This window comes from Burkholderia sp. 8Y (assembly GCF_902506145.1).
Classification (GTDB): domain Bacteria; phylum Pseudomonadota; class Gammaproteobacteria; order Burkholderiales; family Burkholderiaceae; genus Caballeronia.
Genome location: NZ_LR733520.1, coordinates 1,262,165 through 1,288,598 on the forward strand (window position 1 = coordinate 1,262,165; position 26,434 = coordinate 1,288,598).

At 62.5% G+C, this 26,434-nt stretch carries 15 protein-coding genes and 2 pseudogenes; 10 read left to right on the forward strand and 7 right to left on the reverse strand.

What is annotated here, in order from left to right; genetic code table 11:
* The first annotated feature begins 6 nt into the window (after window positions 1–6).
* Both thrC and GV035_RS16490 read left to right on the forward strand, forming a co-directional pair.
* The gene (thrC, locus tag GV035_RS16485) at window positions 7–1,452 is read left to right on the forward strand and encodes a threonine synthase (RefSeq protein WP_159836097.1); all 1,446 of its coding nucleotides are present in this window, start codon (window positions 7–9) and stop codon (window positions 1,450–1,452) included.
* A gap of 222 nt (window positions 1,453–1,674) precedes the next feature.
* Window positions 1,675–3,267, forward strand: a complete 1,593-nt coding sequence (locus tag GV035_RS16490; RefSeq protein WP_159836098.1) for an ABC-F family ATPase — start codon at window positions 1,675–1,677, stop codon at window positions 3,265–3,267.
* 202 nt (window positions 3,268–3,469) lie between these two features.
* On the opposite strand, the gene GV035_RS16495 is transcribed toward GV035_RS16490, so the two are convergent.
* From GV035_RS16495 to GV035_RS16505, 3 genes are all read right to left on the reverse strand, one after another.
* Window positions 3,470–3,673 carry a DUF1289 domain-containing protein gene (locus GV035_RS16495; RefSeq protein WP_159836099.1) on the reverse strand — a complete coding sequence of 68 codons (204 nt, stop codon included), beginning with the start codon at window positions 3,671–3,673 and terminating at the stop codon, window positions 3,470–3,472.
* 23 nt (window positions 3,674–3,696) lie between these two features.
* Window positions 3,697–4,977, reverse strand: a complete 1,281-nt coding sequence (locus GV035_RS16500) for a phospholipase A (RefSeq protein ID WP_159836100.1) — start codon at window positions 4,975–4,977, stop codon at window positions 3,697–3,699.
* A gap of 167 nt (window positions 4,978–5,144) precedes the next feature.
* Entirely contained in the window at window positions 5,145–6,476 is a 1,332-nt protein-coding gene (locus GV035_RS16505) for an Nramp family divalent metal transporter (RefSeq protein WP_159836101.1), read from the reverse strand.
* Between the two features lie 577 nt (window positions 6,477–7,053).
* On the opposite strand from GV035_RS16505, the gene GV035_RS16510 reads away from it, so the two are divergent.
* The 4 genes from GV035_RS16510 to GV035_RS16525 all read left to right on the forward strand — a co-directional run bounded on the left by GV035_RS16510 (window position 7,054) and on the right by GV035_RS16525 (window position 11,124).
* Entirely contained in the window at window positions 7,054–8,109 is a 1,056-nt protein-coding gene (locus GV035_RS16510) for a polyamine ABC transporter substrate-binding protein (RefSeq protein ID WP_159837974.1), read from the forward strand.
* A gap of 119 nt (window positions 8,110–8,228) precedes the next feature.
* Window positions 8,229–9,401 (forward strand): ABC transporter ATP-binding protein, encoded by a 1,173-nt coding sequence (locus GV035_RS16515; RefSeq protein WP_201303986.1) that lies wholly within the window; start codon window positions 8,229–8,231, stop codon window positions 9,399–9,401.
* Entirely contained in the window at window positions 9,398–10,306 is a 909-nt protein-coding gene (locus tag GV035_RS16520) for an ABC transporter permease subunit (RefSeq protein WP_159836102.1), read from the forward strand. The genes GV035_RS16515 and GV035_RS16520 overlap by 4 nt, the downstream gene beginning before the upstream one ends.
* Window positions 10,306–11,124, forward strand: coding sequence for an ABC transporter permease subunit (locus GV035_RS16525; RefSeq protein ID WP_159837978.1), 819 nt, complete (start codon window positions 10,306–10,308; stop codon window positions 11,122–11,124). Before GV035_RS16520 ends, GV035_RS16525 begins: the two co-directional genes overlap by 1 nt.
* Window positions 11,125–11,174: 50 nt before the next feature.
* On the opposite strand, the gene GV035_RS16530 is transcribed toward GV035_RS16525, so the two are convergent.
* Both GV035_RS16530 and argE read right to left on the reverse strand, forming a co-directional pair.
* The gene (locus GV035_RS16530) at window positions 11,175–12,179 is read right to left on the reverse strand and encodes a threonine/serine dehydratase (RefSeq protein WP_159836103.1); all 1,005 of its coding nucleotides are present in this window, start codon (window positions 12,177–12,179) and stop codon (window positions 11,175–11,177) included.
* Between the two features lie 31 nt (window positions 12,180–12,210).
* The gene (gene argE / locus GV035_RS16535) at window positions 12,211–13,443 is read right to left on the reverse strand and encodes an acetylornithine deacetylase (RefSeq protein WP_159836104.1); all 1,233 of its coding nucleotides are present in this window, start codon (window positions 13,441–13,443) and stop codon (window positions 12,211–12,213) included.
* 474 nt (window positions 13,444–13,917) lie between these two features.
* Here argE and GV035_RS16540 point away from each other — a divergent pair.
* The 4 genes and pseudogenes from GV035_RS16540 to GV035_RS16555 all read left to right on the forward strand — a co-directional run.
* Window positions 13,918–14,739, forward strand: a pseudogene (locus tag GV035_RS16540) (IS481 family transposase); the annotation flags it as partial.
* Window positions 14,740–15,168: 429 nt separating this feature from the next.
* Window positions 15,169–17,058: a type VI secretion system baseplate subunit TssF gene (gene tssF, locus GV035_RS16545; RefSeq protein WP_159836106.1), complete on the forward strand. Its 1,890-nt coding sequence runs from the start codon at window positions 15,169–15,171 to the stop codon at window positions 17,056–17,058.
* A gap of 38 nt (window positions 17,059–17,096) precedes the next feature.
* Complete coding sequence (locus GV035_RS16550; protein WP_159836107.1) at window positions 17,097–19,754, forward strand: type VI secretion system Vgr family protein; 2,658 nt, start codon at window positions 17,097–17,099, stop codon at window positions 19,752–19,754.
* A gap of 12 nt (window positions 19,755–19,766) precedes the next feature.
* Window positions 19,767–20,765, forward strand: a complete 999-nt coding sequence (locus GV035_RS16555; protein WP_159836108.1) for a hypothetical protein — start codon at window positions 19,767–19,769, stop codon at window positions 20,763–20,765.
* A gap of 970 nt (window positions 20,766–21,735) precedes the next feature.
* Here GV035_RS16555 and GV035_RS16560 read toward each other — a convergent pair.
* Together GV035_RS16560 and mfd are read right to left on the reverse strand one after the other, a co-directional pair.
* Window positions 21,736–22,435 (reverse strand): annotated as a pseudogene (locus GV035_RS16560) (transposase).
* A 389-nt stretch (window positions 22,436–22,824) separates the two neighbouring features.
* Window positions 22,825–26,307, reverse strand: a complete 3,483-nt coding sequence (gene mfd / locus GV035_RS16565; RefSeq protein WP_159836109.1) for a transcription-repair coupling factor — start codon at window positions 26,305–26,307, stop codon at window positions 22,825–22,827.
* Between the last annotated feature and the right edge of the window lie 127 nt (window positions 26,308–26,434).

Consider the following 26,434-nt stretch of genomic DNA (forward strand, 5'->3'; position numbering starts at 1 on the left):
CGCGACATGAACTACATCTCGACGCGCGGCGCCGGCACAGGCGAGCGCCACACGTTCTCCGACATTCTGCTCGGCGGTCTCGCGAAAGACGGCGGCTTGTACCTGCCGGCGCAGTACCCGCGCGTATCGGCCGATGAACTCGCGCGCTGGCGCACGCTGTCGTACGCGGATCTCGCGTTCGAAGTGCTGTCGAAATTCAGCGACGACATTCCCGCGGACGACCTGCGCTCGCTCACGCGCAAGACGTACACGGCGCAGGTGTACAGCAACGTGCGCCACGAAGAGAGCGCCACGCAGATCACGCCGCTCAAGACGCTCGGCGTGGAGAACGGCGCGCCGCTCTCATTGCTGGAACTCTCCAACGGTCCGACGCTCGCGTTCAAGGACATGGCGATGCAACTGCTCGGCAATCTCTTCGAGTACGCATTGGCCAAGCACGGCGAGACGCTCAACATTCTCGGCGCGACTTCGGGCGATACCGGCAGCGCCGCCGAATACGCGATGCGCGGCAAGACTGGCGTGCGCGTGTTCATGCTGTCGCCGCACAAGAAAATGAGCGCGTTCCAGACCGCGCAGATGTTTTCGCTGCAAGACCCGAACATCTTCAATCTGGCTGTGGAAGGCAACTTCGACCACTGCCAGGACATTGTGAAGGCCGTATCGAACGATCACGCGTTCAAGGCTGCGCACAAGATCGGCACGGTCAACTCGATCAACTGGGCGCGCGTCGTGGCGCAGGTCGTCTATTACTTCAAGGGCTATTTCGCCGCGACGCAGAGCAACGACGAGCGCGTGTCGTTCACCGTGCCGTCCGGCAACTTCGGCAACGTCTGCGCGGGGCACATCGCGCGCATGATGGGCCTGCCGATCGATCAGCTCGTCGTCGCGACCAATGAAAACGACGTGCTCGACGAGTTCTTCAGGACGGGCGTGTATCGGGTGCGCGGCGCGGCGGAAACGTATCACACCACGTCGCCGAGCATGGACATTTCGAAGGCGTCGAACTTCGAGCGTTTCGTGTACGACCTGCTCGGCCGCGATCCGGCGCGTGTCGTGCAGCTTTTCCGCGACGTCGAGGAGCAGGGCGGCTTCGATCTCGCGGCGAGCGGCGACTTCGCGCGCGTGAAGGAGTTCGGCTTCGTGTCGGGCCGCAGCAGCCACGACGACCGCGTGCAGACCATCCGCGACGTGTTCCAGCGTTATGACACGATGATCGACACCCACACGGCGGACGGCGTGAAGGTGGCGCGCGAAAACCTGAAACCGGGCGTGCCGATGATCGTCCTGGAAACCGCGCAGCCGATCAAATTCGGCGAAACCATCCGCGAGGCGCTCGATCGCGAGCCCGAGCGGCCGGCGGCGTTCGTGGGCCTTGAAAAACTGCCACAAAGGTTCGATATCCTTCCTGCCGATGCGGCTGTCGTGAAGGCTTATATCGCCGAGCGGACCTGAGGGTTCGAGAGCGACACGACGCGCGGGGGCGCGGCCTGGACGAGGGCCGCGCCCCCGCGCTGCTTTCAGCGCGTGAACCGCGGCAATGTCGCATCATCGCGGGCATTTTGCCGGACACCTCGCCGGCCGTTTGCGCTCAGAAAGGCTTCAGACGGCGAAAAAGCCGTCAAAAGCTGCTAAAATCTCAGGTTTTTCGCCGTACTCCATTCGAAAGGACGCGCCGTGCTGTCTACCGCCAATATCACCATGCAATTCGGGCCCAAGCCCCTCTTCGAGAACATCTCGGTCAAGTTCGGCGAAGGCAACCGCTATGGACTGATCGGGGCGAACGGCTGCGGCAAGTCGACGTTCATGAAGATTCTGGGCGGCGACCTGGAACCGAGTTCCGGCAACGTCATGCTGGAACCGAATGTCCGTCTCGGCAAATTGCGTCAGGACCAGTTCGCGTACGAAGACATGCGCGTGCTCGACGTCGTCATGATGGGCCACACCGAAATGTGGGCCGCGATGACCGAGCGCGACGCGATCTACGCGAACCCCGACGCGACGGACGACGACTACATGCGCGCCGCCGAACTCGAAGCGAAGTTCGCGGAATACGACGGCTACACCGCCGAAGCGCGCGCAGGCGAACTGCTGCTCGGCATCGGCATCAACATTGCCGACCATAACGGGCCGATGAGCAACATCGCGCCGGGTTGGAAGCTGCGCGTGCTGCTCGCGCAGGCGCTCTTTTCGAAGCCCGACGTGCTGCTGCTGGACGAGCCGACCAACAACCTCGACATCAACTCGATCCGTTGGCTGGAAGACGTGCTCAACCAGTACAACTCGACGATGATCATCATCTCGCACGATCGGCACTTCCTGAACCAGGTCTGCACGCACATGGCGGACATGGACTACGGTACGCTGAAGATCTGGCCCGGCAATTACGACGACTACATGCTCGCGAGCACGCAGGCGCGCGAGCGCCAGCAGGCCGCGAACGCCAAGGCGAAGGAGCGTGTGGCCGACCTGCAGGACTTCGTGCGCCGCTTCTCGGCCAACAAGTCGAAGGCGCGCCAGGCCACGAGCCGCCTGAAGATGATCGACAAGATCAAGATCGAGGAATTCAAGCCGTCGTCGCGGCAGAATCCGTTCATCCGCTTCGACTTCGAGAAGAAGCTGCATAACATCGCGGTGGTGGCGGAAAGCATCACGAAGAAGTACGACCGCACCATCTTCCAGAATTTCAGTCTGAGCGTGCAGCCGGGCGAACGCATCGCGATCATCGGCGAGAACGGCGCGGGCAAGACCACGCTGCTCAAGGCGGTGAAGGGCGCGCTAGAACTCGACGGCGGCACGGTCAAGTGGGCGGAAAACGCAAACGTCGGCTACATGCCGCAGGACACGTACGAGGAGTTTCCGAAGGACGAGACGCTGACCGAATGGGTCGACCAGTATCGTCAGGAAGGCGACGACGACCAGATGGTGCGCGGCACGCTCGGCCGTCTGCTCTTCAATGCAGACGACATCAGAAAGAACGTGAAAGTGCTGTCGGGCGGCGAGAAGGGTCGCATGATCTGGGGCAAGCTGATGCTCGGCCGCCACAACGTGCTGCTCATGGACGAGCCGACCAACCACATGGACATGGAGTCGATCGAGTCGCTGCAGATCGCGCTGGACAAGTACGAAGGCACGCTCATTTTCGTGTCGCACGACCGCGAATTCGTGAGCGGGCTGGCGAACCGGATCATCGAAGTGCGCACGGATGGCACGCTGCGGGACTTCGGCGGGAATTACGAGGATTTCCTGGCGAGCCAGGGGATTCAGTAAGTCCGCGGTTTTCGCCGCAGAACGGAAAAAAGCCGCGTTTGCGGCTTTTTTCGTTTGCAGGCGCCGATTTTGTTGAGTCAGGAAACCGGCAAACTTCGCATCGGCTGCCCGTCTCAGGTTTCGCCATGATGCACGCGGGTGTCGCTTTCTGGGTCCGCAGCATGGCAAGCGGCGCTGCCGGCGCGATCAATCAGGCCAACGCTCACAGCTTGTCGTTCCGAAACCGCATGGCCGTTCCCTCGCGCGTGATCCGCTCCCAGATCGCGCGCTTCTCCTCGTCGCTCAGAAATACCCAATTCGACACTTCGCCCGCCGTGCGGCCGCAGCCTTTGCAGACTTCGTCGAAAAGCGTGGAGCACACGCCGATGCAAGGGCTGTCGGGAAGGTCGTGGAGAATCGAAGACATGAGCGGGATCGTCGGGAAAAGAATCAGCGGGCAATACTGTAGCCTATCCGCGCAATCCAGTGATGCCGCTGGTTGTAATCCAGAATGTCCTCGCCGTAGCCGTTGAAGTAGCTCACGAACACATAGCCGCCCCACGCACTGCCAATCAGCTTCGCGAGCGGATACGTCAGTTGCGAATCGACGCTGCCGTACCAGTGCTTCGTGCCTTTGCGCAGCGTCGTCGCGAGTTGCCAGCTATCCGGGCTGCCGTACTTCACGAGGAAATCCACGTAACCGCGGTAATCCGCGATATCTTCGTTGCCGCTCTTCGACAGGTAGTAGTAGAACTTCGGCGAGAGCGTCAAATGATTGCGCGTGATGTCGCCGAAATCCCACGTCGGGCGCACGAACGCGATGTTGATCGCGCGTGACTCCGGACCGCTTCGCCCGTTCGATTCGTGCCCGATGCCCGCCTCGACGCCCATGCGCGTGAAAAGCGGGCTCTTCCAGCCGGTATCCTGCACGTAGTAGAAAAGCTGCGGCTGATAGCTCGTGTCGCGAAAAGGCGCGGAGGGCGCGGAAAGATTCCAGATGGACGTCTGCGTGTACGCGAAATACAGGTTGTCCAGAAAGCCGCGCGAGCGCGGATCGTCGGGCAGATGCAGCCGGTATTTGAAGCTGAACTGGAATTTGGCGAGATTGTCGCCGTTGCGGCCGTCGGCGAAGTAGATCGGCTCGAAGGTCGAAAAGCGGCCCGACAGCATGGTGTCGCTCGTCGTGGTCGGCACGTCCGTCGTGTTGGCAACGGCGGTCGCGCTCGCCAGCTGCGCCGGCGTCGCGGCTTGCGTCTCGCGCTGCTCGGCGGCAACCACCTGCGTCTGTTCCGCGCCGCGATTGAGCGTGACGAGCATCGGCGAGGCATCGAAGCCCACCGGATCGATCTTGATGGTGCCGCGCGCCGAATCGGGCCACGGCGCCGAAAAGCGCACGCGCCGATACTGTCCTGGCGCGAGCCGCAGGCGGTCCGGTGTCTTCGGATCGCGGACGAGTGCGAGCGGCGCGGGCGGCAAGTCGCCGTTGGTCAGGCGCACGGTGAGTTGCTTCGGCACATCCACGGTCAGCGGCGTGGTGTCGTCGTCGATGTACAGCAGCGTCAGTTCGAGCGGCTCAATGGCCGCCGCTTCGCGGGCCGGTTGCAGCACGGCGACGGTCGCGTGTGCGGCGCTGACGATCAGCAGGCCGGCAGCAAGGCAGGACCACCGCAGAGCGCGGCGGCGCGTTTCGACGTTGATGCAGATCGCAAGCGGTCGTGGGCCTAGAGCCATGTAGTCGGCATCCTGTTTCGCAAAAGGGGAGTGTCGGACGGCGGTGAGACAGCGTCCGAGCAAAGAGCACGAACCTTCGATCCTAAACGGATGACGCCGATCGTGCCCGCACGCCGGCGCGTCGGCACACCGGCGCGTCGCGCAGGGCTCAGGCGCGGCGGCCGCCGTCAATGGCCCGTCGCGGCCTGCCAGAGCATCGCGGCATTGAGCGCGACGATGACCCCCGCGCAGCCCCAAGCGAGCGCGAGCGGCACGCGCGCGACGCGCCAGCGCCCCATGAGCCCCGCGTCGGAAGCGAAGCGCACGAGCGGGATCACCGCGAGCGGCAATTGCAGGCTCAGCACGACCTGCGTGGCGACCAGCAGCGCGTTCGAGCCGTGCTGACCGAAACTCGCGACCGCCGCGAGCGCGGGGCCGATCGCGAGGCCGCGCGTGAGCAGCGCCCGCGCCCAGCGCGCCACTTTCAGGTTCAGGAAGCCTTCCATCACCGCCTGGCCGGCGAGGGTGCCCGTGACCGTGGCGTTCAGGCCGCACGCGAGCAGCGCCGTCGCGAACGTGATGCCCGCCCAGTGACTGCCGACGAGCGGCGCGATGAGCCGATGCGCGTCAGCGAGATCGTTGACTTCGGCGTGGCCCGCCGCGTGAAAGACGGCGGCGGCCACCACCAGCAGCGACGCATTGACGATGAACGCGATCGCGAGCGAGGCGAAGGTGTCGATGTTCACGCCATTGAGGGCGTCGCCGATGGCTTCGTCGTCGCCGGACCGCGCGTGATCGCGCACGAGCGAGGAGTGCAGATAGAGGTTATGCGGCATCACCGTCGCGCCGAGCACGCCGGCCGCGAGCCAAAGCATGCCGGCATCGCACAGAAGGGCGCGCGGCGGCGTGAAGCCCGCGAGCGCCTCGCCCCAGGCCGGATGCGCAAGCGCGAGCTGGATCACGAAGCAAAAGCTCACGAACAGGATCAGTGCGGTCACGGCGCGCTGCAAGGGCCGCTTGCCGCGGCTTTGCAGCGCGAGCATCGCGAAGGTGCCGACCGCCGACATGAGCACGCCCGCCGTCAGGGAGACGCCGAAGAGCATCTGCAATGCGACCGCGCTGCCGACGACTTCCGCGACGTCGCAGGCGATGATCGCGACTTCGCACGCGAGCCAGAGCACGATGGTCGTGCGGCGGCTGTAGCGTTCGCGGCAGAGTTGCGCGAGGTCGCGCCCGGTGACGACGCCCACGCGGGACGCGACCCACTGGAGCAGCATGCCCATCAGGCTCGCGAGCAGCACGACGAAGAGCAATTGATAACCGTAGCGCGCGCCGCTCGCCAACGCCGTCGCCCAGTTGCCCGGGTCCATGTAGCCGACGGCGACGAGCGCGCCCGCTCCGGCGAACGAGTACCAGCGGCCGCGAGGCCGCCGGGGCGGAATGTCGCGCATGCCGGGGCGGGAAGGTGCGCCGGACTTCGAGGCGGAGAGCTGGGCAAGCGCGGACGGGTTGGTGTTCATGCAGACGTTGGCCTCGGAGTGCGGTGCAACGGCGCGCTCGGGCGGCTCCCGAGGCCGCCGTTTCAGCGTGCGTGACGGATAAGCGTGACGGATGCCACGACGGCGACGCTTTCCCGCGACGCACGCGGCAAGAGAGTTAGCAACGACTGTTCCGCTGGCTGTCCTTCAAGCCTGGCAGCGCCGCGCGGCTCCTTGTGCGATGGGGCAAAAGAGGCGCCCGACGGCGACCGAACGACCATCACGAATAATCACATTACCGCGGGCTTTCGGCGCGGCGTCGCACCGGAGCGCGTGGTTTTATCCGGTGTCGCCCGGGGCGATTAGGGGCTAAAATGCGCGCACTTTTGCGGGCGGAGGCCGTCGGCGCCGTCCCCCGTGTGCTTTGCGCGACAAGCGGCCGATTATTTTTTGTCGCACTTCGGTTTAGTGGTAGTTTTCGGGGTTTTACAGGCAGTCGCGGGTCGTTCGACCGGAAAAGGCGACCCGCGTGGCGCGACGCATCGAGAAGTCGGAACAAGGGAGAATCGAGATGAACAAGAAACTGGCGAGGCTCGCGGGCGCGCTCGGATGCGCGACGATGCTGCTTCCGTTCGCGGCATCGGCGAAAGATACGCAACTCAACGTGTACAACTGGTCGGATTACATCGCCAAGGACACGATCCCGAACTTCACCAAACAGACCGGCATCAAGGTGAAGTACGACAACTACGACAGCGACGACACCCTGCAAGCCAAGCTGCTCACGGGCAACTCCGGCTACGACATCGTGGTGCCGACGAGCAACTACGCGGGCAAGCAGATCGCCGCGAACATCTTTTCGCCGCTCGACAAGTCGAAGCTGCCGAACCTGAAGTATCTCGATCCCGCGCTGATGCAACTCGTCGCGGGCGCGGATCCCGGCAACAAATACGTGGTGCCGTGGGCGTACGGCACGACGGGCCTCGGCTATAACGTCGACAAGGCCAGGCAGATTCTCGGCGCGAACGCCGAACTCAATAACTGGGACATTCTCTTCAAGCCCGAAAACATCTCGAAGCTCAAGGCGTGCGGCGTATCCGTGCTGGATGCGCCCGACCAGATGTTCGCCGCCGCGCTGCATTACATCGGCAAGGATCCGATGAGCACGAACCCGGCGGACTATCGCGAAGCACTCGCGATGTTGAAGAAGATCCGCCCGTACATCACGCAGTTCAATTCGTCGGGCTATATCAACGACATGGTCGGCGGCGACATCTGCTTCACGTACGGCTGGTCGGGCGACGTGGTGATCGCTAAGCACCGCGCCGTCGAGGCGAAGAAGCCGTTCAAGATCGAGTACTACATTCCGAAGGGCGGCGCGCCCGTGTGGTTCGACGTGATGGCGATTCCGAAGGACGCGAAGAACAAGGAAGCCGCGCACGAGTGGATCAACTACATCGAGACTCCGCAGGTGCATGCCGCGATCACGAACGCGGTCTACTACCCGAGCGCGAATCTCGAAGCGCGCAAGTACGTGGACAAGGACGTGGCCAACGACCCGGCGGTGTATCCGCCGCAGGACGTCATCAAGACCTTGTTCCTGCTGAAGCCGCTGCCGCCCGAGATTCAGCGTTTGCAGACGCGGCTGTGGACCGAGTTCAAGTCCGGCCGATAAGTCGAGAGAACCGGTTATTCATTGAAATGACGAAGCCCTCGGACCTCCGGGGGCTTTGTTCGTGATCCGTCGGCGTAGATGGAGCCGCGAACATAGACGCAGGAGTCGAACAGGCAATCATGAGTGAGCAGTCGAGCGCGTTGAAGCCAGCGCCAGAATCGGGCCGGCCGCAGCCGGGAAGTGCGGCATCGGGTCCGGGCACGGACGACAACTTCGTGCAGATCGTGAACGTCGTCAAGAAATTCGGCGAGACGGTGGCCGTTCGGGGCGTCGATCTGTCGGTGAAGAAGGGCGAGCTTTTCGCGCTGCTCGGCAGTTCCGGCTGCGGGAAATCCACGCTGCTGCGGATGCTCGCGGGCCTCGAATCCGTGACGGAAGGGCAGATCCTGATCGACGGCGAAGACCTCGCGAAGATGCCGCCGTATCGCCGGCCGGTCAACATGATGTTTCAGTCGTACGCGCTCTTTCCGCATATGAGCGTGGAGTCGAACGTCGGGTTCGGATTGAAGCAGGAGGGCGTGAAGGGCGGCGAGTTGAAGGACCGCGTGCATAACGCGCTGCAACTCGTGCAGATGGCGCAGTACGCGAAGCGCAAGCCGCATCAGCTTTCGGGCGGCCAGCAGCAGCGTGTGGCGCTCGCGCGCAGTCTCGTCAAGCGCCCGAAACTGCTCTTGCTCGACGAGCCGATGTCCGCGCTCGACAAGCAGATCCGCCAGCGCACGCAGATCGAGCTCGTGAACATTCTCGATCAGGTGGGCGTCACCTGCATCATGGTCACGCACGATCAGGAAGAAGCCATGACGATGGCCAATCGGCTCGCCGTGATGAGCGAAGGGCGGATCGTGCAGCTCGGCACGCCGCACGAGGTCTACGAATATCCGAACACGCGCTTCTCGGCGCAGTTCATCGGATCGACGAATCTCTTCGACGGCAATGTCGTCGAAGACGAGCCGGACCACATTTTTGTCGAGTCTTCCGAGCTGCCGGTGCGCCTTTACGTGAGCCACGGCATCACCGGGCCGCTCGGCATGCCGGTGACGATCTCCGTGCGCCCGGAGCGCATCGCGCTTACGCGTAAGCCGCCTGAAGGCGCGTTCAACTGGGGGCGCGGCAAGGTCAGCAACATCGCGTACATGGGCGGCTACACGCTCTATCACGTGACGCTCGACAGCGGCAAGACCGTGGTCGCGAACCTGTCGAGCCTCGCGATCGGTGAGATCGAATCGCCGACTTTCGACGACGAGGTCTACGTGCGGTGGAGCGCGTCGGCGGGCGTGGTGCTGACGTCATGATGACGAACGTGCTCAAGCGCATCGGCGTGAGCGGGCGCACCGCGGTCATCGCCGGGCCGTATCTGTGGCTGTTGATGCTGTTCTTCGTGCCGTTTCTGCTGGTCGTGAAGATCAGCTTCGCGGACAGCGAACTCGGCATTCCGCCGTACACGCAACTCGTGGCGATGAAAGACGGCGTGATGAACATCGCGCTGGATTTCTCGCATTATGCGTTTCTGTTGACCGACAGCCTGTACTTCGCGACCTACATAAATTCGCTGCTGGTCGCGGCGGTCTCGACGGTGCTGTGCCTCGTGATCGGCTATCCGATGGCGTATTACATCGCGCGCTCGAATCCCGCCACGCGCAACGTGCTGATGATGGCCGTGATGCTGCCGTTCTGGACGTCGTTCCTGATTCGCGTGTACGCGTGGATCGGCATACTGAAGAACAACGGACTTCTGAACAATTTCCTGATATCCATTGGCTTGATTCATACGCCGATCGAGCTGTATCACACGAATATCGCCGTGTATATCGGCATGGTGTATTCGTATCTCCCGTTTCTCGTGATGCCGCTCTACGCGCATCTGGTGAAGATGGACCTGACCTTGCTCGAAGCCGCCTACGACCTCGGCGCGAAGCCGTGGAAGGCGTTCGTGCAGATCACGCTGCCGCTGTCGAAGAACGGCATCATCGCGGGATGCCTGCTCGTGTTCATTCCGGCGGTGGGCGAGTACGTGATTCCCGAACTGCTCGGCGGCGCGGACACCTTGATGATCGGCCGCGTCATGTGGAACGAGTTCTTCGATAACGCCGACTGGCCGATGGCTTCGGCCGTGACCTGCGCGATGGTCCTGCTGCTGCTCGTGCCGATGGCGCTCTTCCAGCACTTCCAGGCGAAGCAACTGGAGGAAAAGCGATGATCAAGCCGAGCCGTTCACTGCAGATCACGTCGTTGGGCATCGGGTTCGCGTTCCTGTATATCCCGATCATCAGCCTCATCGTGTACTCGTTCAACGACTCGCCGCTCGTTACCGTGTGGACCGAGTTTTCGCTGAAGTGGTATCGCGCGCTCTGGTCCGACGACGAACTGATCAACGCCGCGTGGCTCTCGCTTCGCATCGCGTTCCTGACGGCGTGCGCGTCGGTCGTGATCGGCACGTGGGCGGGCTTCGTGCTCGCGCGCATGGGGCGCTTTCGGGGCTTCACGCTCTACACCGGCATGATCAACGCGCCGCTCGTGATTCCCGAAGTCATTCAGGGCATTTCGCTGCTGCTCTTGTTCGTCGAGATGGCGAAGCTGATCGGCTGGCCGGCGGGGCGCGGGCTTTTCACGATCTGGATCGGGCACGTGATGCTGTGCATTTCGTATGTCGCGATCATCGTGGAGTCGCGCGTGCGGGAGCTGAATCCGTCGCTGGAAGAAGCCGCGCTAGACCTCGGCGCGACGCCGCTGCGCGTGTTCTTCTCGATCACGCTGCCGCTCATTTCACAGGCGCTCGTCGCGGGCTGGCTGCTGTCGTTCACGCTGTCCATCGACGATCTCGTGTTGTCGGCGTTCCTGTCGGGACCGGGATCGACGACGCTGCCGCTCGTCGTGTTCTCGCGCGTGCGCCTCGGGCTGAATCCGGAGATGAACGCGCTGGCGACGCTCTTTATCGCGCTGGTGACGGTGGGGGTGATCGCGGCGAATGTCTTCATGCAGCGCAGTGAGCGGCGGCGGCTCGCTGCCGTGACTTGACCGTTCTGCGCCATGAAACGAAAACGGCCCCGGAACGGGCCGCTTGCACATCAGGGCGTCGCCATGTGCTTGGCGAACGTATCGGCGTCGGTGTTCGTCCCGCAGAGCAGCACGCCGACGCGCTTGCCTTGCAGGGGCTCACGCAACGGCCCGAGCAGGGCGGCGGTGGCAGCCGCGCACGCCGGCTCGACCGCGAGCTTCAGCTCGTTGAACAACTGCCGCATGCCGTTGCGCAACTCGCTGTCCGAGACGGTCACGACCGCGTCGATATGACGGCGGCACAGTTCGTAGCTGTACTGCTCGGTATGCGGAGCCATCAGCGAATCGGCGATGCTGTGCATCGCGCCCATTTTCACCGTATGGTTCGCCGCGAAGCTGCGGCTCATTGCATCCGATCCTTCCGGCTCGACGCCGTACACGTGCAGCGAGGGATTCGCGAGGCGCATCGCGGTCGATACACCCGCCGCGAGCCCGCCGCCGCCGATCGGCACGATGACCGCATCGAGATCGGGCGCCTGCGAGGTCCATTCGTAGCCGAGCGTGGCCGTGCCGAGCACCGTGCGGTAGCCGTTGAACGGATGGATGAATACGCGTCCTTCTTCCGCCTCGACGCGCCGCACGACATCGAACGCCTCGGCGACGTTCTCCGCGAACACGATCTCCGCGCCGAAGCGCCGGCACAATTCGACGCGCGCCGGATTCGCCGTCTTGATGATGACGACCTTCGCGCCGACGCCCATGCGCTGCGCCGCGTACGCGACCGCCACCGCATGATTGCCCGCCGACACGCAGGTGACGCCCGCCGCGCGCTCGCTCTCGGTCAGCGCCAGCAAGTTCGAGAACGCGCCGCGCGCCTTGAACGTGCCGCTCGCCTGCAACAACTCGAACTTGAACGTGACGGGCGTGCCTTCCAGCTTCGGGAAGTCGTGCCGCTCGAAAACCGGCGTGCGCGCGACCCACGGCGTCAGCGCCATATGCTGCTCGGCGATCTCGTCGAGCGTCGGGATCGGCGTGCCGTCGATCGTGTTGTCGGTTGGCTGTATCGCGCTGGACATGGCGTGCAATGCGTTTTGTTCGATGGAGCGATCAGCGCGCCTGCGCGTCGACCGACATGCTGTGGATGAACTTGCCGAGGAAGGCTTCGCAGGCCGCGAGCTGTTCCAGCGACACGTACTCGTTCGCCTTGTGCGCCTGCTCGATGTTGCCCGGCCCGCACACGATGCTCGGCACGCCCGCGAGCGCGAACAGTCCCGCCTCGGTGCCGTAGGCGACCTTGCGCTTCTCCTGGTTGCCGGTGAGCGCGCGCACGAGCTGCGTGATGGCGGCCTGCTCGGTGGCGTCGAGCCCCGGCGCGGACGCGATCTTGGAAAACTCGATGGCGCCGTTCGCGTGCTCCTTCTGCATCTTCGGCACGAGCGTCTCGCGCGTGTACGACTCGATGCGCGCGAAGATGGCTTCGGGGTCCATCGTCGGGAGATTGCGGAATTCGAAGTCGAACGAACATTCCGCGGGCACCGTGTTCAGCGCGTTGCCGCCCTTGATGGTGCTCGTCTGCGCGGTGGTGAAGGGCACGTCGTAGAGTTCGTCGAACGGGCCTTTGGCGCGGAATTCATCGGCGACATCGCGAATGAAGCAAATCAGGCGCGCCGCATATTCGATGGCGTTCAGGCCCTTCGGCGTCAGCGACGAATGCGCCGCCGCGCCGCGCACGCAGCAGCGGAACGCGTTGATGCCCTTGTGCGCGATGATCGGGCGCATGGAGGTCGGTTCGCCGACGATGCAGCCGTCCGGGCGCACGCCGCGCTTCTTGAGATCCTCGATCATGAGCGGAGCGCCCGCGCAGCCGACTTCTTCGTCGTAGGAAAGCGCGAAGTGGATGGGCTTGGCGAGCCGGGTCGCCTGCATGGCGGGCAGCATCGAAAGCGCCGCGCCGATGAAGCCTTTCATGTCGCACGCGCCGCGGCCGTAGAGCAGGCCGTCGCGGACTTCCGGCTTGAACGGATCGCTCGCCCAGTCCTGGCCGTCGACCGGCACGACATCCGTATGACCTGACAGCACGATGCCGCCGTTGGTTTCGCCGTCATGCGCGGGCACGGTCGCGAAGAGATTCGCCCACTGGCCGCGCGGATCGTTCGTGATGACCGCTTCGATGCCCGATTTGCGCAGTTCGTCGCGGACGGTTTCGATCAGGCCCAGGTTCGGATTGCGGCTTACCGTATCGAAGGACATGAGCCGTTCGATCCACGGCAGGGATTTCGGACTGCTCGACGAAGATGCGGCTTCCTGTTGCCGATGCGCCGGGTCAGTGACCTGTGACATGTTCTCTCTCCTGCGGGTAGGTTTCGATCATAGCTGAAAAGAATTGGTCAGGTCGGAAGGGGATTTTTGTCTGCAGCGGGTTTTGTCGTGGGGCTTGTTTTTGGATCGGTCTGTTGGCTTGCCCGTTGCTGAAGCGGGCATAGGTCGTTCTCTCGGAGTTTCCGATCCTTCGGTTTGCCTCGTCGGGAGATTCGTCGTCTTGTCGGTCTGTTGGTGTTGTCTCCTTCCCGGGGCGGGCATATATTCTTCTCTCAGCGTTCCCGGTAGGTCAGCTCGGCTCGTCGCGAAAACTTGTTTCGTGTCGGTCTATTAGCGTTGCTCCTCCTCGGGGCGGGGGTCACTTTCTTGGCTGTCGACCAGAGTAGGCGCTTTGGCGCCGTACTCTGGCCCCATGTGTATAGACCGGAGACATGGGTAACACCTTCTCCAGGACATGGGTAACACTTCGGACGAATGGTTCGTCCGGAGTCGATCATGACCTGGGATAGTAAAAACATCATGGAACTGCGGCTTGAATTCGTGACGTTCGCCACCCAACAAGGGGCCAATCGACGCGCCTTGTGTCGCCAATACGGCATTAGCGCGAAGACCGGCTACAAGTGGATCAGGCGCTACGAGCAAGGCGACACCGCGCTGGTCGATCGATGCCGGCGGCCCATGCATAGCCCGTCGCGCACCGCGGCCGAGGTCGAGGCGCGCGTGGTCGAGCTGCGTCAAGCGCGGCCTGCCTGGGGCGCGCCCAAGATTGCCCGTCGCATCAGCGATCTCGGTTGCGATCGAACCCCGTCGCCCAGCACCGTGACGCGCATCCTGCATCGGCACGGCCTGATCAGCGCCGAGAGCAGCACCGCGGCCTTGCCGTGGCAGCGCTTCGAACACGCGCATCCCAACGATCTGTGGCAGATGGACTTCAAGGGCGGCATCGAACTGGACAGTGGCGCACGCTGCGCGCCGTTCACCGTGCTGGACGATCACTCGCGCTTCGATCTGGCGCTCGATGCGTGTGGCAGCACGCCCACGCGGGTCGTGCGCGAGCACTTGCGCGCGGTGTTTCGCCGCTATGGCTTGCCGCTGCGCATCAATGCGGACAACGGTCCGCCCTGGGGCAGCCCGGCGCGATCGGGCCAGTTGACGGCGCTGGCGATCTGGCTGATTCGCCTGGGCATCCGGATTTCGTATAGCCGGCCTCGGCATCCGCAGACCAACGGTAAGGACGAACGGTTTCATCGCACGCTCAAGGCCGAACTGCTCGCGGGCCGACGCTTCAAGAACCTGAAGAGCGCCCAGCAAGCGTTCTACGTGTCACGCATGTCTTCGGTGTACACAACTCTTCTGAGTAGCTCCGAATACCAAGAAAAGACTTTCGTTCGACCGACTTTCGCCCACCGCAGTGAGCATTTCCGGTCCGATCTTCATTGTCGTCTGCGCTCGCCGATAGCAGCAAGAGTTGCCTCGAAGGACAAGAGCGGTGGCTGCTCGAATGCAGCGTCGCGCTGCCGGTCCAATCGTTGACCGGGATCACCCCAAACGTACGGTGCGCACGCCTTTGCAGACCGCGTGCTTAAACACCACCCATGTTTGTCACGTTTTATTGCAGCAAGGGACAAGCGAGCGTTTAGGATGGCAAACTGCTTTACATCCGTCCCCGCTCGATCCCATGCCACTCCGATCCCCAGTCCCGAGCATCACTGTAGCGTTCGGTCGCTTTGGCGAGAGTCGATAGCCATGGACCCGCGCTTTCTCGAGCAGTATCTGGAGCAGTTGCGCTATATCGAAGCAGGCGCGCATGAGTTTGGCAAAGACCATCTCAAGATCGGCCGACGGCTCGGCATCAACGAGAATGAAATCGCCGATCCCTTCGTGCAACGGTTGCTTCAGTCATTCGCCTTCGTCATGGCGCGTGGCGCGCAGCGCATTGAGGACGCGTTCCCTGCATTCATTCAGCCTTTGTTGGCGGTGACGTATCCGAACTACGTCACGCCCATTCCTTCGATGGCCATAGCGCGTGCGTTCCCTAAGGATGGCGACGGTCATCGTCACGACGGCCTCCTTTTGCCGCGCGGCACCGTGTTCAGTTCCTCGGTGTTCGAGGATGGGCAGACCGCCTGCGAATTCCGCAGCAGTCAGGACGTGAGGATTTTCCCGCTGGACATCGCGCGGGTTCGGGCGATCAACGCCCCGCCGCCCGACATCCCGATGCTCTATCGATACGCGCCGGCAGACCAGGCAGTGGTCGGGGCACTGCGCATCACGCTGCATACGGTCAACGGCATGCCGATTTCCGGTCTGAGCGGCCTAGACCGCTTGCCGGTGTATCTGGCAGGCGATCAGACCACGGCCTCACACCTGTTCGAACTGCTGCATACTGCCAGTATCTCAACGGTCATCGCCGCGCCCGGCGCGTTCGCCAATGGCAGGCTGCACTGCGTCACGCGCGATGCCGTCGTTCATGAAGGGCTGGAGCCTGAGCAGAGCCTCTTGCCGCGTGTGCCGGACCGCTTCCACGGCCACAATCTGTTGCACGAGTGGTTTTGCTTCCCGGCGCGCTTCGGCTTCTTCACGCTGACCGGATTGGGCAAGGCGCTCGCGTCGATTCATGGCCCCGAGGCCGAGATCGTCATTTTGCTCGATCGGCCGTTGGGGGCGCTTGCGGAGCGGATCAGCGCGGCGGACTTCGCGCTTCACTGCACGCCGCTCGTCAACCTGTTTGCGCGGACGGTCGGGCCGCTCAAGATCGATTCTGCCGCCCGTGAGCATGTTCTGACGCCGGTGCCCGACGCCCCGCGCGACTACGAAGTGCATTCAGTGCAAGCGGTGCGCGGCCAAGCCGGGCGAGACTCGCCGCCGGTTGCCTTTCACGATTACCACGCCGCTTATCGGGACGACCGCCTGCGCGATGCGCGCTACTACGCGCTGCGCCGCGTGCTCAACCAGACCGATTACGACGAGCGCCAGTACAAAACCCGCCGCCCTTTCACCGAGACGCGCACGCTGCTCGCCCTGATGGACAAAGAAGGCCAGCCGCTCGCCGAAGTCACCGGCTATCTGACACTCGACGCGTGGCTCACCAATCGCGATCTGCCGTGTCTGATTGCATGCAACGGGCATCACGATGTCGCGGCCGACCGCACGCTGCCGGTCACGGGCATCGGGCTGATTCGCGCGCCCACCGCGCCGAAGCCGGCCATGGCGATCGGCAAGCGGGCGTGGGAGTTGTACGGGCAACTGAACCTGAGCTATCACACGCTCAATACATCGTCGCCTGGTGAGACGTCAGGCGAAGGCTTGCGCCGCCTCTTGCGGCTGTACTTTAACGACGACTCGCCAACGCAGCGCCGTCAGGTCGATGCCCTCGTCGGGGCGCACACGCAACCGGTGGCCTGCCTGCTGTCGCCCGAACTGGATCAGCCGTACGGACGCGCGATCGAATGCGCGCTCACCTTCGATGAAACGCGGATGGACGGCGTCAGTCCGTACGCGCTCGCCTTGGCGTTGGAGCGTTATGTCGCGCGGCACGTGTCCACGCACAGCTACACGACCACGGCGCTCAGCTCCGTGCAGCGGGGACTGGTCACGCAATGGCAGCCACGTATGGGTACGCGAGGCATCGCTTGAGTTTCACCAAGCAAAAACAAAAAGAAAGGAATTGCAGCATGAGTTGGTTCGATCAGCCGCGCACGCTGGCCTTATCAGGCAGTGCGCTGCCGCAATGGCTCGATGAGCCGTTGCTCGTCGTCTCGCGCGTCAAGGGCACGGAAGAACTGGGGAAGCTCTACCAGTACGACGTCGAGCTCAGCACGCTCGACGATGCTCACCTGAGCGTGCACGCGGCGCAGGCGCTGGTCGATCTGGACAGACTCGCCGGTAAGGAAGTCACGCTATCCATTGCCATAGAGGGCAACGGCACCTGGGTACAAGGCGCAACGAGCGCCTCGATGCTCAACGTCGGCGCGGATGTGCGCAAGATCACCGGCGTGATTGCCGAGGCGCAAGCCATCGGTGCGGACGACCGGCGCGCGTTCTATCGCTTCAGGCTGCGCCCGCGCCTGTGGATTGCGACGCTCAACCGCGATAGCCGAACGTACCAAAATCGAGATATCAAGCAGATTTCGTCGGAAATTCTGAACCGGCTGAGCATCCCGTTCGAGTTTCGTCTGACCGGGCCATTTCTCGGCAAGCGCGGCTATCCGGCACGCGACTATCAGCGTCAGTGGTGGGAGTCGGATTATGAATTGCTTGACCGGCTCTGGCAGGAATGGGGCATCACGTATTTCTACGACGACGCGACGCTCGTGCTGTGCGACTCGCCAGGCTCCTTCAAGCAGCACGGCCCGGCGTATCGGACGGTGCGCTATCTGGACCGCGGCGGCCAGCGCATCGACGAGGAGCATGTCCACGCGTTCAATGTGACGCGCCGCATCACGACCGGCAAGGTGTCGCTGGTGGACTACGACTACACGCAGTCGGTCGCGAAGCTCACCGCGCAGCGCACGCAGCACAGCGAGAGCACGCAGGACAACGCCGAAGAGTACGCGTGGGGCGACTACGCGCAGCCGCTGGCGACGCCGCTTGGCGTCTCGGGCCGCCCCAACGACGCGAAGTTCGAAGCCGAGCATCTGGCGCAGGTGAAGGTGGAGGCGCACCGCGCGCAAAGTCGGCTCGCAAGCGGCTCGGGCAACTTGCGCGGATTGATGACCGGCCACACGTTCCGGCTCGAAGGCTATCCGCTCACGCCGGGCGACGGCGAGCATCTGGTCGTCTCGACGGAGTTGGAAATCGTCAACAACGACACGGTCACGAACCGCGGCACGCTCGAGCGTCGCTATCAGTGCGAGACGCACTTCACGGCGGTGCCCGCCGACACGTTCTACCGCACGCCGCAGACGGCGGTGAAGCCGCGCGCTCACGGCGAGATGGCGGTGGTGGTCGGCTTCGACGATCAGGACAAGATTCTCACCGATCCGTATGGGCGCGTAAAAGTGCATTTCGTCTGGGACCGCGTGAGTCCGCTCAACGACACGGCCAGTTGCTGGCTACAGGTGGCGTCGCCCTGGCAAGGGCCGGGCTATGGCGCGCTGTGGACGCCGCGCGTGGGCCAGATGGTGCAGATCGGTTACTTCGATAGCGATCCGGACCGGCCTTTCGTGGTTGCCGCGCACAGCACGGAGAACCATCAGTTGCCGTGGGAGTTGCCGCGCAATAGCGTGCTGTCGGGCTGGCGTAGCAGGGATTTGCAAGGGCAGTCGGCTAACAGCGTGCTCACCGACGACACGCCCGGCAAGCTGCAAGTGCAGGTGGCGAGCGATCACGCGCAGTCGCGGCTGGTGCTGGGGTCCAATACGCGCATCGACGGGCATAAGGGACGCAGCGAGGCGCGCGGCGTTGGATTTGAGCTGGCGACCGAGGCGCATGGCGTGCTTCGGGCGAACGCTGGGCTGCTAATGACGACGGAGGCGCGCACCGGTGCGACCGCGCCCGTCAAGGACATGGGCGAGACCGTGGCGCGGCTCACGCAGGCGCGCGGGCAGCATGAGGAGCTCGGGCGGCTCGCGCAGCAGCATCTGGCGCAGACCGTCGACATGAGCCAGGCCGACGCGGCGCAAGCCATCAAGACGCAAAACGAGGCGATCAAGGGCGGGGCGAAGGCACACGACAACCCGTCGCCGGAGATGACGCGGCCGGACGCGGTGCTGGCGAGCAGCGCGGGGATCGCCACCACTGCGGCCGAGAGCACGCATCAGGCGAGCGGTGAGGACCATGCCATCACCGCCGCACGCGATATGAGTCTGTCGCTCGGGCGGTCGTTGTTTGCCTCGGTGCGCGGGGCCATTTCGATGTTTGCTTATCAGCTTGGGCTTAAGTTGATCGCGGCGAAAGGCAAGGTCGAGATTCAGGCGCAGAGCGACCAGATGGCGCTCCAAGCGTTGAAGGACATCACCGTCAGCAGCACGGACGGGAAGATCGTCATTACCGCGTCCAAGGAAGTGTGGATTGGCGCGGGGGGATCGTATGTCCAGATCAACGGTAGCGGGATCACCAACGGGTCGCCGGGGGCGATTCTGGAGAAAGGCGCGTCGTGGAGCAAAGACACTGCCGATGCAGTGCGCTTGTTTACTCCCACCCTGCCGAATGGTGATGTGTTCCACGAGCAGTTCCGCCTGCTAGACGAGGATGGGGAAACGCCTCTGGTACGTCGATATTACGAGATACATGGCGAGTCGGGAGCGGTGTGGTCGGGGTACACCGATAATCAAGGATTGACCGAGCGAGTATTTACCGATCAACCCGAGACACTGACACTGAAATTTTAGAGCACGAAGACGATGACGAAGCCTCATAGATCACATCATCGGGCCAAGCCCGGCAGAACAAACGGCAATGCTGACTCGTTAGTGAAAGTCGTGGTGACGAACGACTCGGGTGAATGGGTTAGACCGAACTCCGGCGAAAAATTCTATATTGACGAGGAAGCTACTTTCCCAGAGGTTTTTTTCGAACTAAGGTCCGACTCAGCGCCCCCATACCAATGGCAGTGGACGATCGAATGGAACGCGCATGTTAGCGGACTGAAGGAGGGCGTTCGCACTGGCAAGAAGTTGAGAAGTTTCGTGGAGTCTGGCAATTTTTCTTCGCATGATAAAACATGGAAAGTTGGTCTCAATTCTAAGGTGCTTGGAGGGAAGCTTACTGTGACGGTGAATGTGGCAAGCGATACGTTCAAACGGACCGTCGTAATTCTCGGAAGAAATCCGAGCGAAGACCAAGTGAGAGGGTTCCTCGCTGGAATTCCGAACGTTACTGGCTTCGACAAGTTGCTTGCACAGGAGAGCAGGTTCAAGAACTTTATGAATGCGGACAACGAACCTGTGGTGGCGGGAGACGCCGGCTACGGAATGACGCAGTTAACGCACCCTTCACCGACTTACGAACAAGCGTGGAATTGGAAAGCAAACGTTCGTGGCGGTGCAGCGCTCTATCAACAAAAACAAGCCAGCGCAAAGGCGTACCTTGGCCAACAAGGTAGGCGCTATACGGACGTCCAATTGGCTCATGAAACGATCAGTCGTTGGAACGGCGGAAGTTATCACAAGTGGGACGAGCATACGCAGACGTGGGTAAGAACTCCCGAGATGCTTTGTGACCCACAGACGGGGAATATGGGATGGGACACGGGCGTGCCTGCGAATCAGAATAAATCCACGGGCGAACTTCATCAGCGAGACAAAGGTGAGTATGGAAAGATGAGAGCGGGCCAAACAGCGGACCATCCTTGGAAATACAGCGGAGTTTGTTATGCGGATCATGTTGAAGGAAGCGAGTAAATCGCTGTGTCTCGTTGCCGCTGTGGCACTCGCGCATGATTCGTTTGGTGCGCAGCAGTCACCGGCCAGCGTGATGGTCTCTGACGGAAAGAGACTCACAGTAAGCGATGGGAGAGTTGTCGTCGCTGCACCGGGTGACAAACGGATTCTCAAGTTGCCGCCTTCCCTCCAGCGAGCGTTGCGAACTTCAGCGGAGATCGTTTTTCCCGAAGCGTTGTCGCGTCGCATGGGTGGGAGGGACTTTATACTTGTCGTCTTGAAATCTCCGTCGTCTAACTCGCCAGGCAGCTATTGTGGCGCCGGAACTGAGGACGAACTCTACGTTTTGGATATAGATGGCCGCACCGCAAAGATAGGGCTGTCGGCTAAGGTCAGTAGCTGCCTCGACAATATCGAACTGGAGGACAATGGGGTAGATTCCCCCTACTCGTCAATTAGATGGGTAGGCAGTCCGGCTGGTGTTTCGGTCTCGTGGGCAAGAGATCGGAAGGGAGTTAAGCGGACCGGGCTGTACAAGATGGCTAACGGCCGCTTCGTAGAAAGTGGAAATTGAAAGTCAGAGACTCGATGTGCACTCTTAACGATCTCTATCCCAATGCGCATCCCGTAGGTTATGCCGAATGAACAATCTCCTTAAGATAGCGATGCTTATTGTCGCGGAGGAATAACTTTGGCAGCGCTGTCGAGACCACCGAATCCCTACACCTTCCGAGAGCGGATACTTTCGACCGAACATAGTCGCTTGGCTTGCCAAGCTAGATGGGGGATGATAGTTCAACAATGCTAAAACACAACCGTCGCCGACTCGGAAAAAGATCAGAGCGATCTTCTCGAGTGCAGAGGAAACGGACGGTGGTCCCTGTACCATTCTGGGCAGAAAGTATCTAGAAGACGGGAACAGCATGCTGCCGGAGTTGCAGACGGTTTGCCAGGCTGGATCAGCTGACCTGCCTGAGTTCTTCGGACCGTTTTAATCTTGGAGAACGGCCTCGATTGCTTCAGTTGAACAATACCGCTGCTTGAACTCGTCGGGCGTCAGGTAGGCCAGGCTTGAATGCGGCCGGATGGCATTGTAGTGACGCCGCCACTGCTCGATCACACCGACACGCGACGGCGCGGGCGTTTGCGTGGCACCTGCAGGCCAGCAAGACGCCACAGCCGCCATGCCCGGTCAGCGCTCATCGGATGACCTTGCCGCTCCAGAAAGATCTGGATGCGACGATAACCATAACGCGGATATTGCGCCGACAGGATGCTCATTGCTGCAAGCACCGGCGCGTCCCGCACCGCGAGCGTCGACTCGTAATGCAACGCCGATCTGGCGATCGACATCAGCGCGCACGCACGCCGCTGCGACAGGCCCCGCGCTTGTGCGTACGCGACCTGCTGGCGTCGGGCGGGCGCGCTCACCACTTTTTTGCGTTGATCTCTTTCATTACATCCAGTTCGAGATCGCGCTCGGCCAGCATCTTCTTCAGCCGCGCGTTCTCCTGCTCGAGTCGCCTGAGCCGCTTCACGTCGGTCGCCTCGAGCCCGCCGAAATGCTGTCGCCAGTTGTATATGGTCTGGTCGCTGATCCCGTACTTCTTCGCGACATCGGCAATCGGCGCCTTGTCCGCCTCCCGCAGGATCGTGACCATCTGCTCTTCGGTAAACCGGCTCTTCTTCATGACTTCCTTCTCTCCGTAGGAAGCCATTCTCTCAAGTTTCAGCTGGTCCGAAAATTCCAGGGCAGGTCACAGCAGTGACATGAAGCTGAACGATGTAAGGCAACGACTAATTAACGGTCAGTTGATAGCCGCTCGTGCAATCGGTAGAGGCGGAATTGGCCAATGGATTCGGTTGCTCCCAGCGCAGCGACGCCACTCAACACCGATTCCTCACACGATGGCAAAAAAGTGCCTTCCGCTCGGGAACCGGTAACGCCAATAGACGGACTTGGTACACGTTTCACGAAGGAAGCCGTACACCCGAGCGTTAGGGCAAGAGCGACACTGCCCCCGGAAGGGCTACGCTAGAAAAACCAACACGAGAGCGAGCGTCACTCAAAAAACCGTCACTAGCGCACACCAGCAGTCGCAACCCCCTGCCGCACCGGCCCCCCAAGCGCCCTCAAAGTCTCCTTAACCGTAGCAATCCGCACCGCCAAATCCGGACTGCGCGTCTCGATGCGCAGCTTGTCCTGTCCCGCGAGCTTGATGTGCTTGTTCTTCTGCACCATCTCGATGATCTTCATCGCATCCACAGGCGGATTCGGCACGAACTGCAACGCGATGGAAAGCTCGGCCGCGTCGATCTTCGAAATGCCGAGCGGCTTGGCGGCGAGACGCAGTCGATGCGTCTCCACAAGCGCATGCGCCTGCGGCGGCAGCTTGCCAAAGCGGTCGACGAGTTCTTCGAGAATGCCGTCGATCGCATCGCTCGATTCGCAGTTCGCGAGCCGCTTGTAGAGCGATAAACGCTCCTGCACGTCGCCGCAATAATCGGCGGGAAGAATGGCGGGCGCGTGCAGATTGATCTCGGTCGTCGCGGCGAGCGGCGCGTTAAGATCCGGCTCGCGGCCATCTTTCAGCGCGCGCACCGCGTCGTTCAGCATGTCGGTGTAGAGCTGAAAGCCGATCTCGTGAATCTCGCCCGACTGCTTGTCGCCGAGCACTTCGCCCGTGCCGCGAATCTCGAGGTCGTGCATCGCGAGATAGAAGCCGGAGCCGAGTTCCTCCATCTGCTGGATCGCTTCGAGCCGGCGCTGCGCCTGCTTCGTCAGCGACTGCGGATCATGCACGAGCAAATACGCGTACGCCTGATGATGCGAGCGCCCGACGCGCCCGCGCAGTTGATGCAATTGCGCGAGCCCGAACTTGTCCGCGCGATGCATGATGATGGTGTTCGCGCTCGGCACGTCGATGCCGGTCTCGATGATCGTCGTGCACAGCAGCACGTTCGCGCGCTGGCCGACGAAATCGCGCATCACGCGCTCCAGTTCACGCTCATGCATCTGCCCGTGCGCGACCGCGATGCGCGCCTCGGGCACGAGCGCCTCGAGCATCGCGCGGCGGTTCTCGATGGTCTCCACTTCGTTGTGCAGAAAGTACACCTGGCCGCCGCGCTTGAGTTCGCGCAGCATCGCCTCGCGGATCACGCCGTCTTCCTCCCGGCGCACGAAAGTCTTGATCGCGAGGCGCTTCTGCGGCGCGGTCGCGATCACGGAGAAATCGCGCAGACCTTCGAGCGCCATGCCGAGCGTGCGCGGAATCGGCGTCGCGGTCAGCGTGAGGACGTCGACTTCCGCACGCAACGCTTTAAGCGCCTCTTTCTGCCGCACGCCGAAGCGGTGTTCCTCGTCGATGATGACGAGCCCGAGCCGCTTGAACTTCACATCGCTCGACAACAGCTTGTGCGTGCCGATCACGATATCGACGGTGCCTTCGTTGATCTGCTGCACGGACTGCGACACTTCCTTCGTGCTCTTGAACCGCGACAGCTCCGCGATTCGCACCGGCCAGTCCGCGAAGCGGTCCGTGAAGGTCTGCGTGTGCTGTTCGGCGAGAAGCGTCGTCGGCGAGAGAATCGCCACCTGCTTGCCCGCCATCACCGCGATGAACGCGGCGCGCAGCGCGACTTCCGTCTTGCCGAAGCCGACATCGCCGCACACGAGGCGGTCCATCGGCTTGCCGCTCGTCATGTCTGCAATGACCGAGGCAATCGCCGCCGCCTGATCCGGCGTTTCCTCGAAGCCAAAGCTCTCCGCGAACTTCGTGTAGTCGCGCGGATCGAGCTTGAACGCAAAGCCTTCGCGCGCGGCGCGGCGAGCGTAGAGATTCAGCAGCTCGGCGGCCGTATCGCGAATCTGCTGCGCGGCCTTGCGCTTGGCCTTTTCCCACTGACCCGAGCCGAGCGTGTGAAGCGGCGCGCTTTCGGGGTCCGCGCCGCTGTAGCGCGAAATCACGTGCAACTGTGCGACGGGCACGTACAGCTTCGATTCGTTCTGGTATTCGAGGTGAAGGAACTCGGTTTCGCCTTCGCCGAGGTCCATCGACACCAGACCCATATACCGGCCGATGCCGTGCTGCGCGTGCACAACCGGATCGCCGACCTTCAGCTCGGCGAGATCGCGCACCATCGAATCGACGTTGCTCGCCTGTTCCTGACGCCGCCGGCCGGCGCGGCGGGCGAGCGGCCCATACAACTCGGTTTCCGTGATGATCGCGAGTTGTTCGGCGGGCAGCGCAAAGCCGTTCGCGAGCGGCGCGATGCCGAGCGTGAACTTGGCATCGGTCGTGAGCCATTCCTGGAACGTGTCGTGCAATTCGCCGCGCAAGCCGTTATCCGCGAGCAATTGCTGAATGGTCTCGCGCCGCCCCGCCGATTCCGCGACGAGCATCACGCGGTTTTGCGTCTGCTCCAGATAGTGACGCAACGCGAGCAGCGGTTCTTCCGCGTGACGGTCGATGGCGAGTCCCGGCAGCGGCACGGCCCAGCCGCCTTCGGGCGTCGCGGGAAACTTCAGTTGCGCGAACGGTTTGGCGAACGTGAAGAAGTCGTCGTCCGTCAGGAAAAGACGGCGCGGCTCCAGCAGCGGACGCTCGCGGTCGTGCGAGAGGAATTCGTAACGCTGCTTCGTGTCGTGCGTGAACCGCTTGATCGCGGCGTCCAGGTCGCCAATGAACGCGAGCTGCGAGCCTTGCGGCAGATAGTGGAAGAGCGTCGCGGTTTCATCGAAAAAAAGCGGCAGATAGTATTCGATGCCCGCCGACGGCACGCCGTTGCCGATGTCCTTGTAAATCTGTGAGCGGCTCGGATCGCCTTCGAAGACTTCACGCCAGCGGCTACGAAACGCGGTGCGCGCGGCTTCGTCGAACGGGAACTCGCGGCCCGGCAGCAAGCGCACGTCGCGCACCGGATAGAGGCTGCGCTGCGTGTCGGGGTCGAACGCGCGGATCGAATCCACCTGATCGTCGAACAGGTCGATGCGATACGGCAGCGGCGAGCCCATCGGATACAGGTCGATCAGAGAGCCGCGCACGCAGTATTCGCCCGGCCGAACGACCTGGCTCACGTGCTCGTAGCCCGCGAGCGTCAACTGTGCTTTCAGCTTGGCTTCGTCAAGACGCTCGCCTTGCGTGAAGGAGAACGTATAGGCCGCGAGAAACGACGCGGGCGGCATGCGATAGAGCGCCGTCGTCGCCGGCACGATGAGAATGTCGCAGCGTCCTTCGCCGAGATCGTGCAGCGTCGCGAGCCGCTCCGACACGAGATCCTGGTGCGGCGAAAACGTGTCGTAAGGCAGCGTTTCCCAGTCCGGCAAGAGCCGCACGCGGGCGTCCGGCGCGAAGTAGGGCAGTTCGACCGCGAGGCGCTGCGCATCGACAGCGCTCGCGCAGACTACCGTCAGAAGCGGCACGGCCTCGCGATGCGCGGCGAGATAGCGCGCGATGGCGAGCGCATCGGCGGAGCAGGAAGCGCCGTCGAAGACGAAACGCTGAGCTGCCTTGACGAGCGCGATGGGGGAAGTGGACTGCGCGTTGACGGCTTTCGAAGACATAAGGTGTGCATTGAACCGCCCGCGCTGCCGCTGGATAGCCGCGCGCCGGACGTGGTCGCGAAGGACCTATTATAAAATCCGGGCTTCACTTTGACTTGGCCACATGATTCTCTCGTGACTTCGCCCG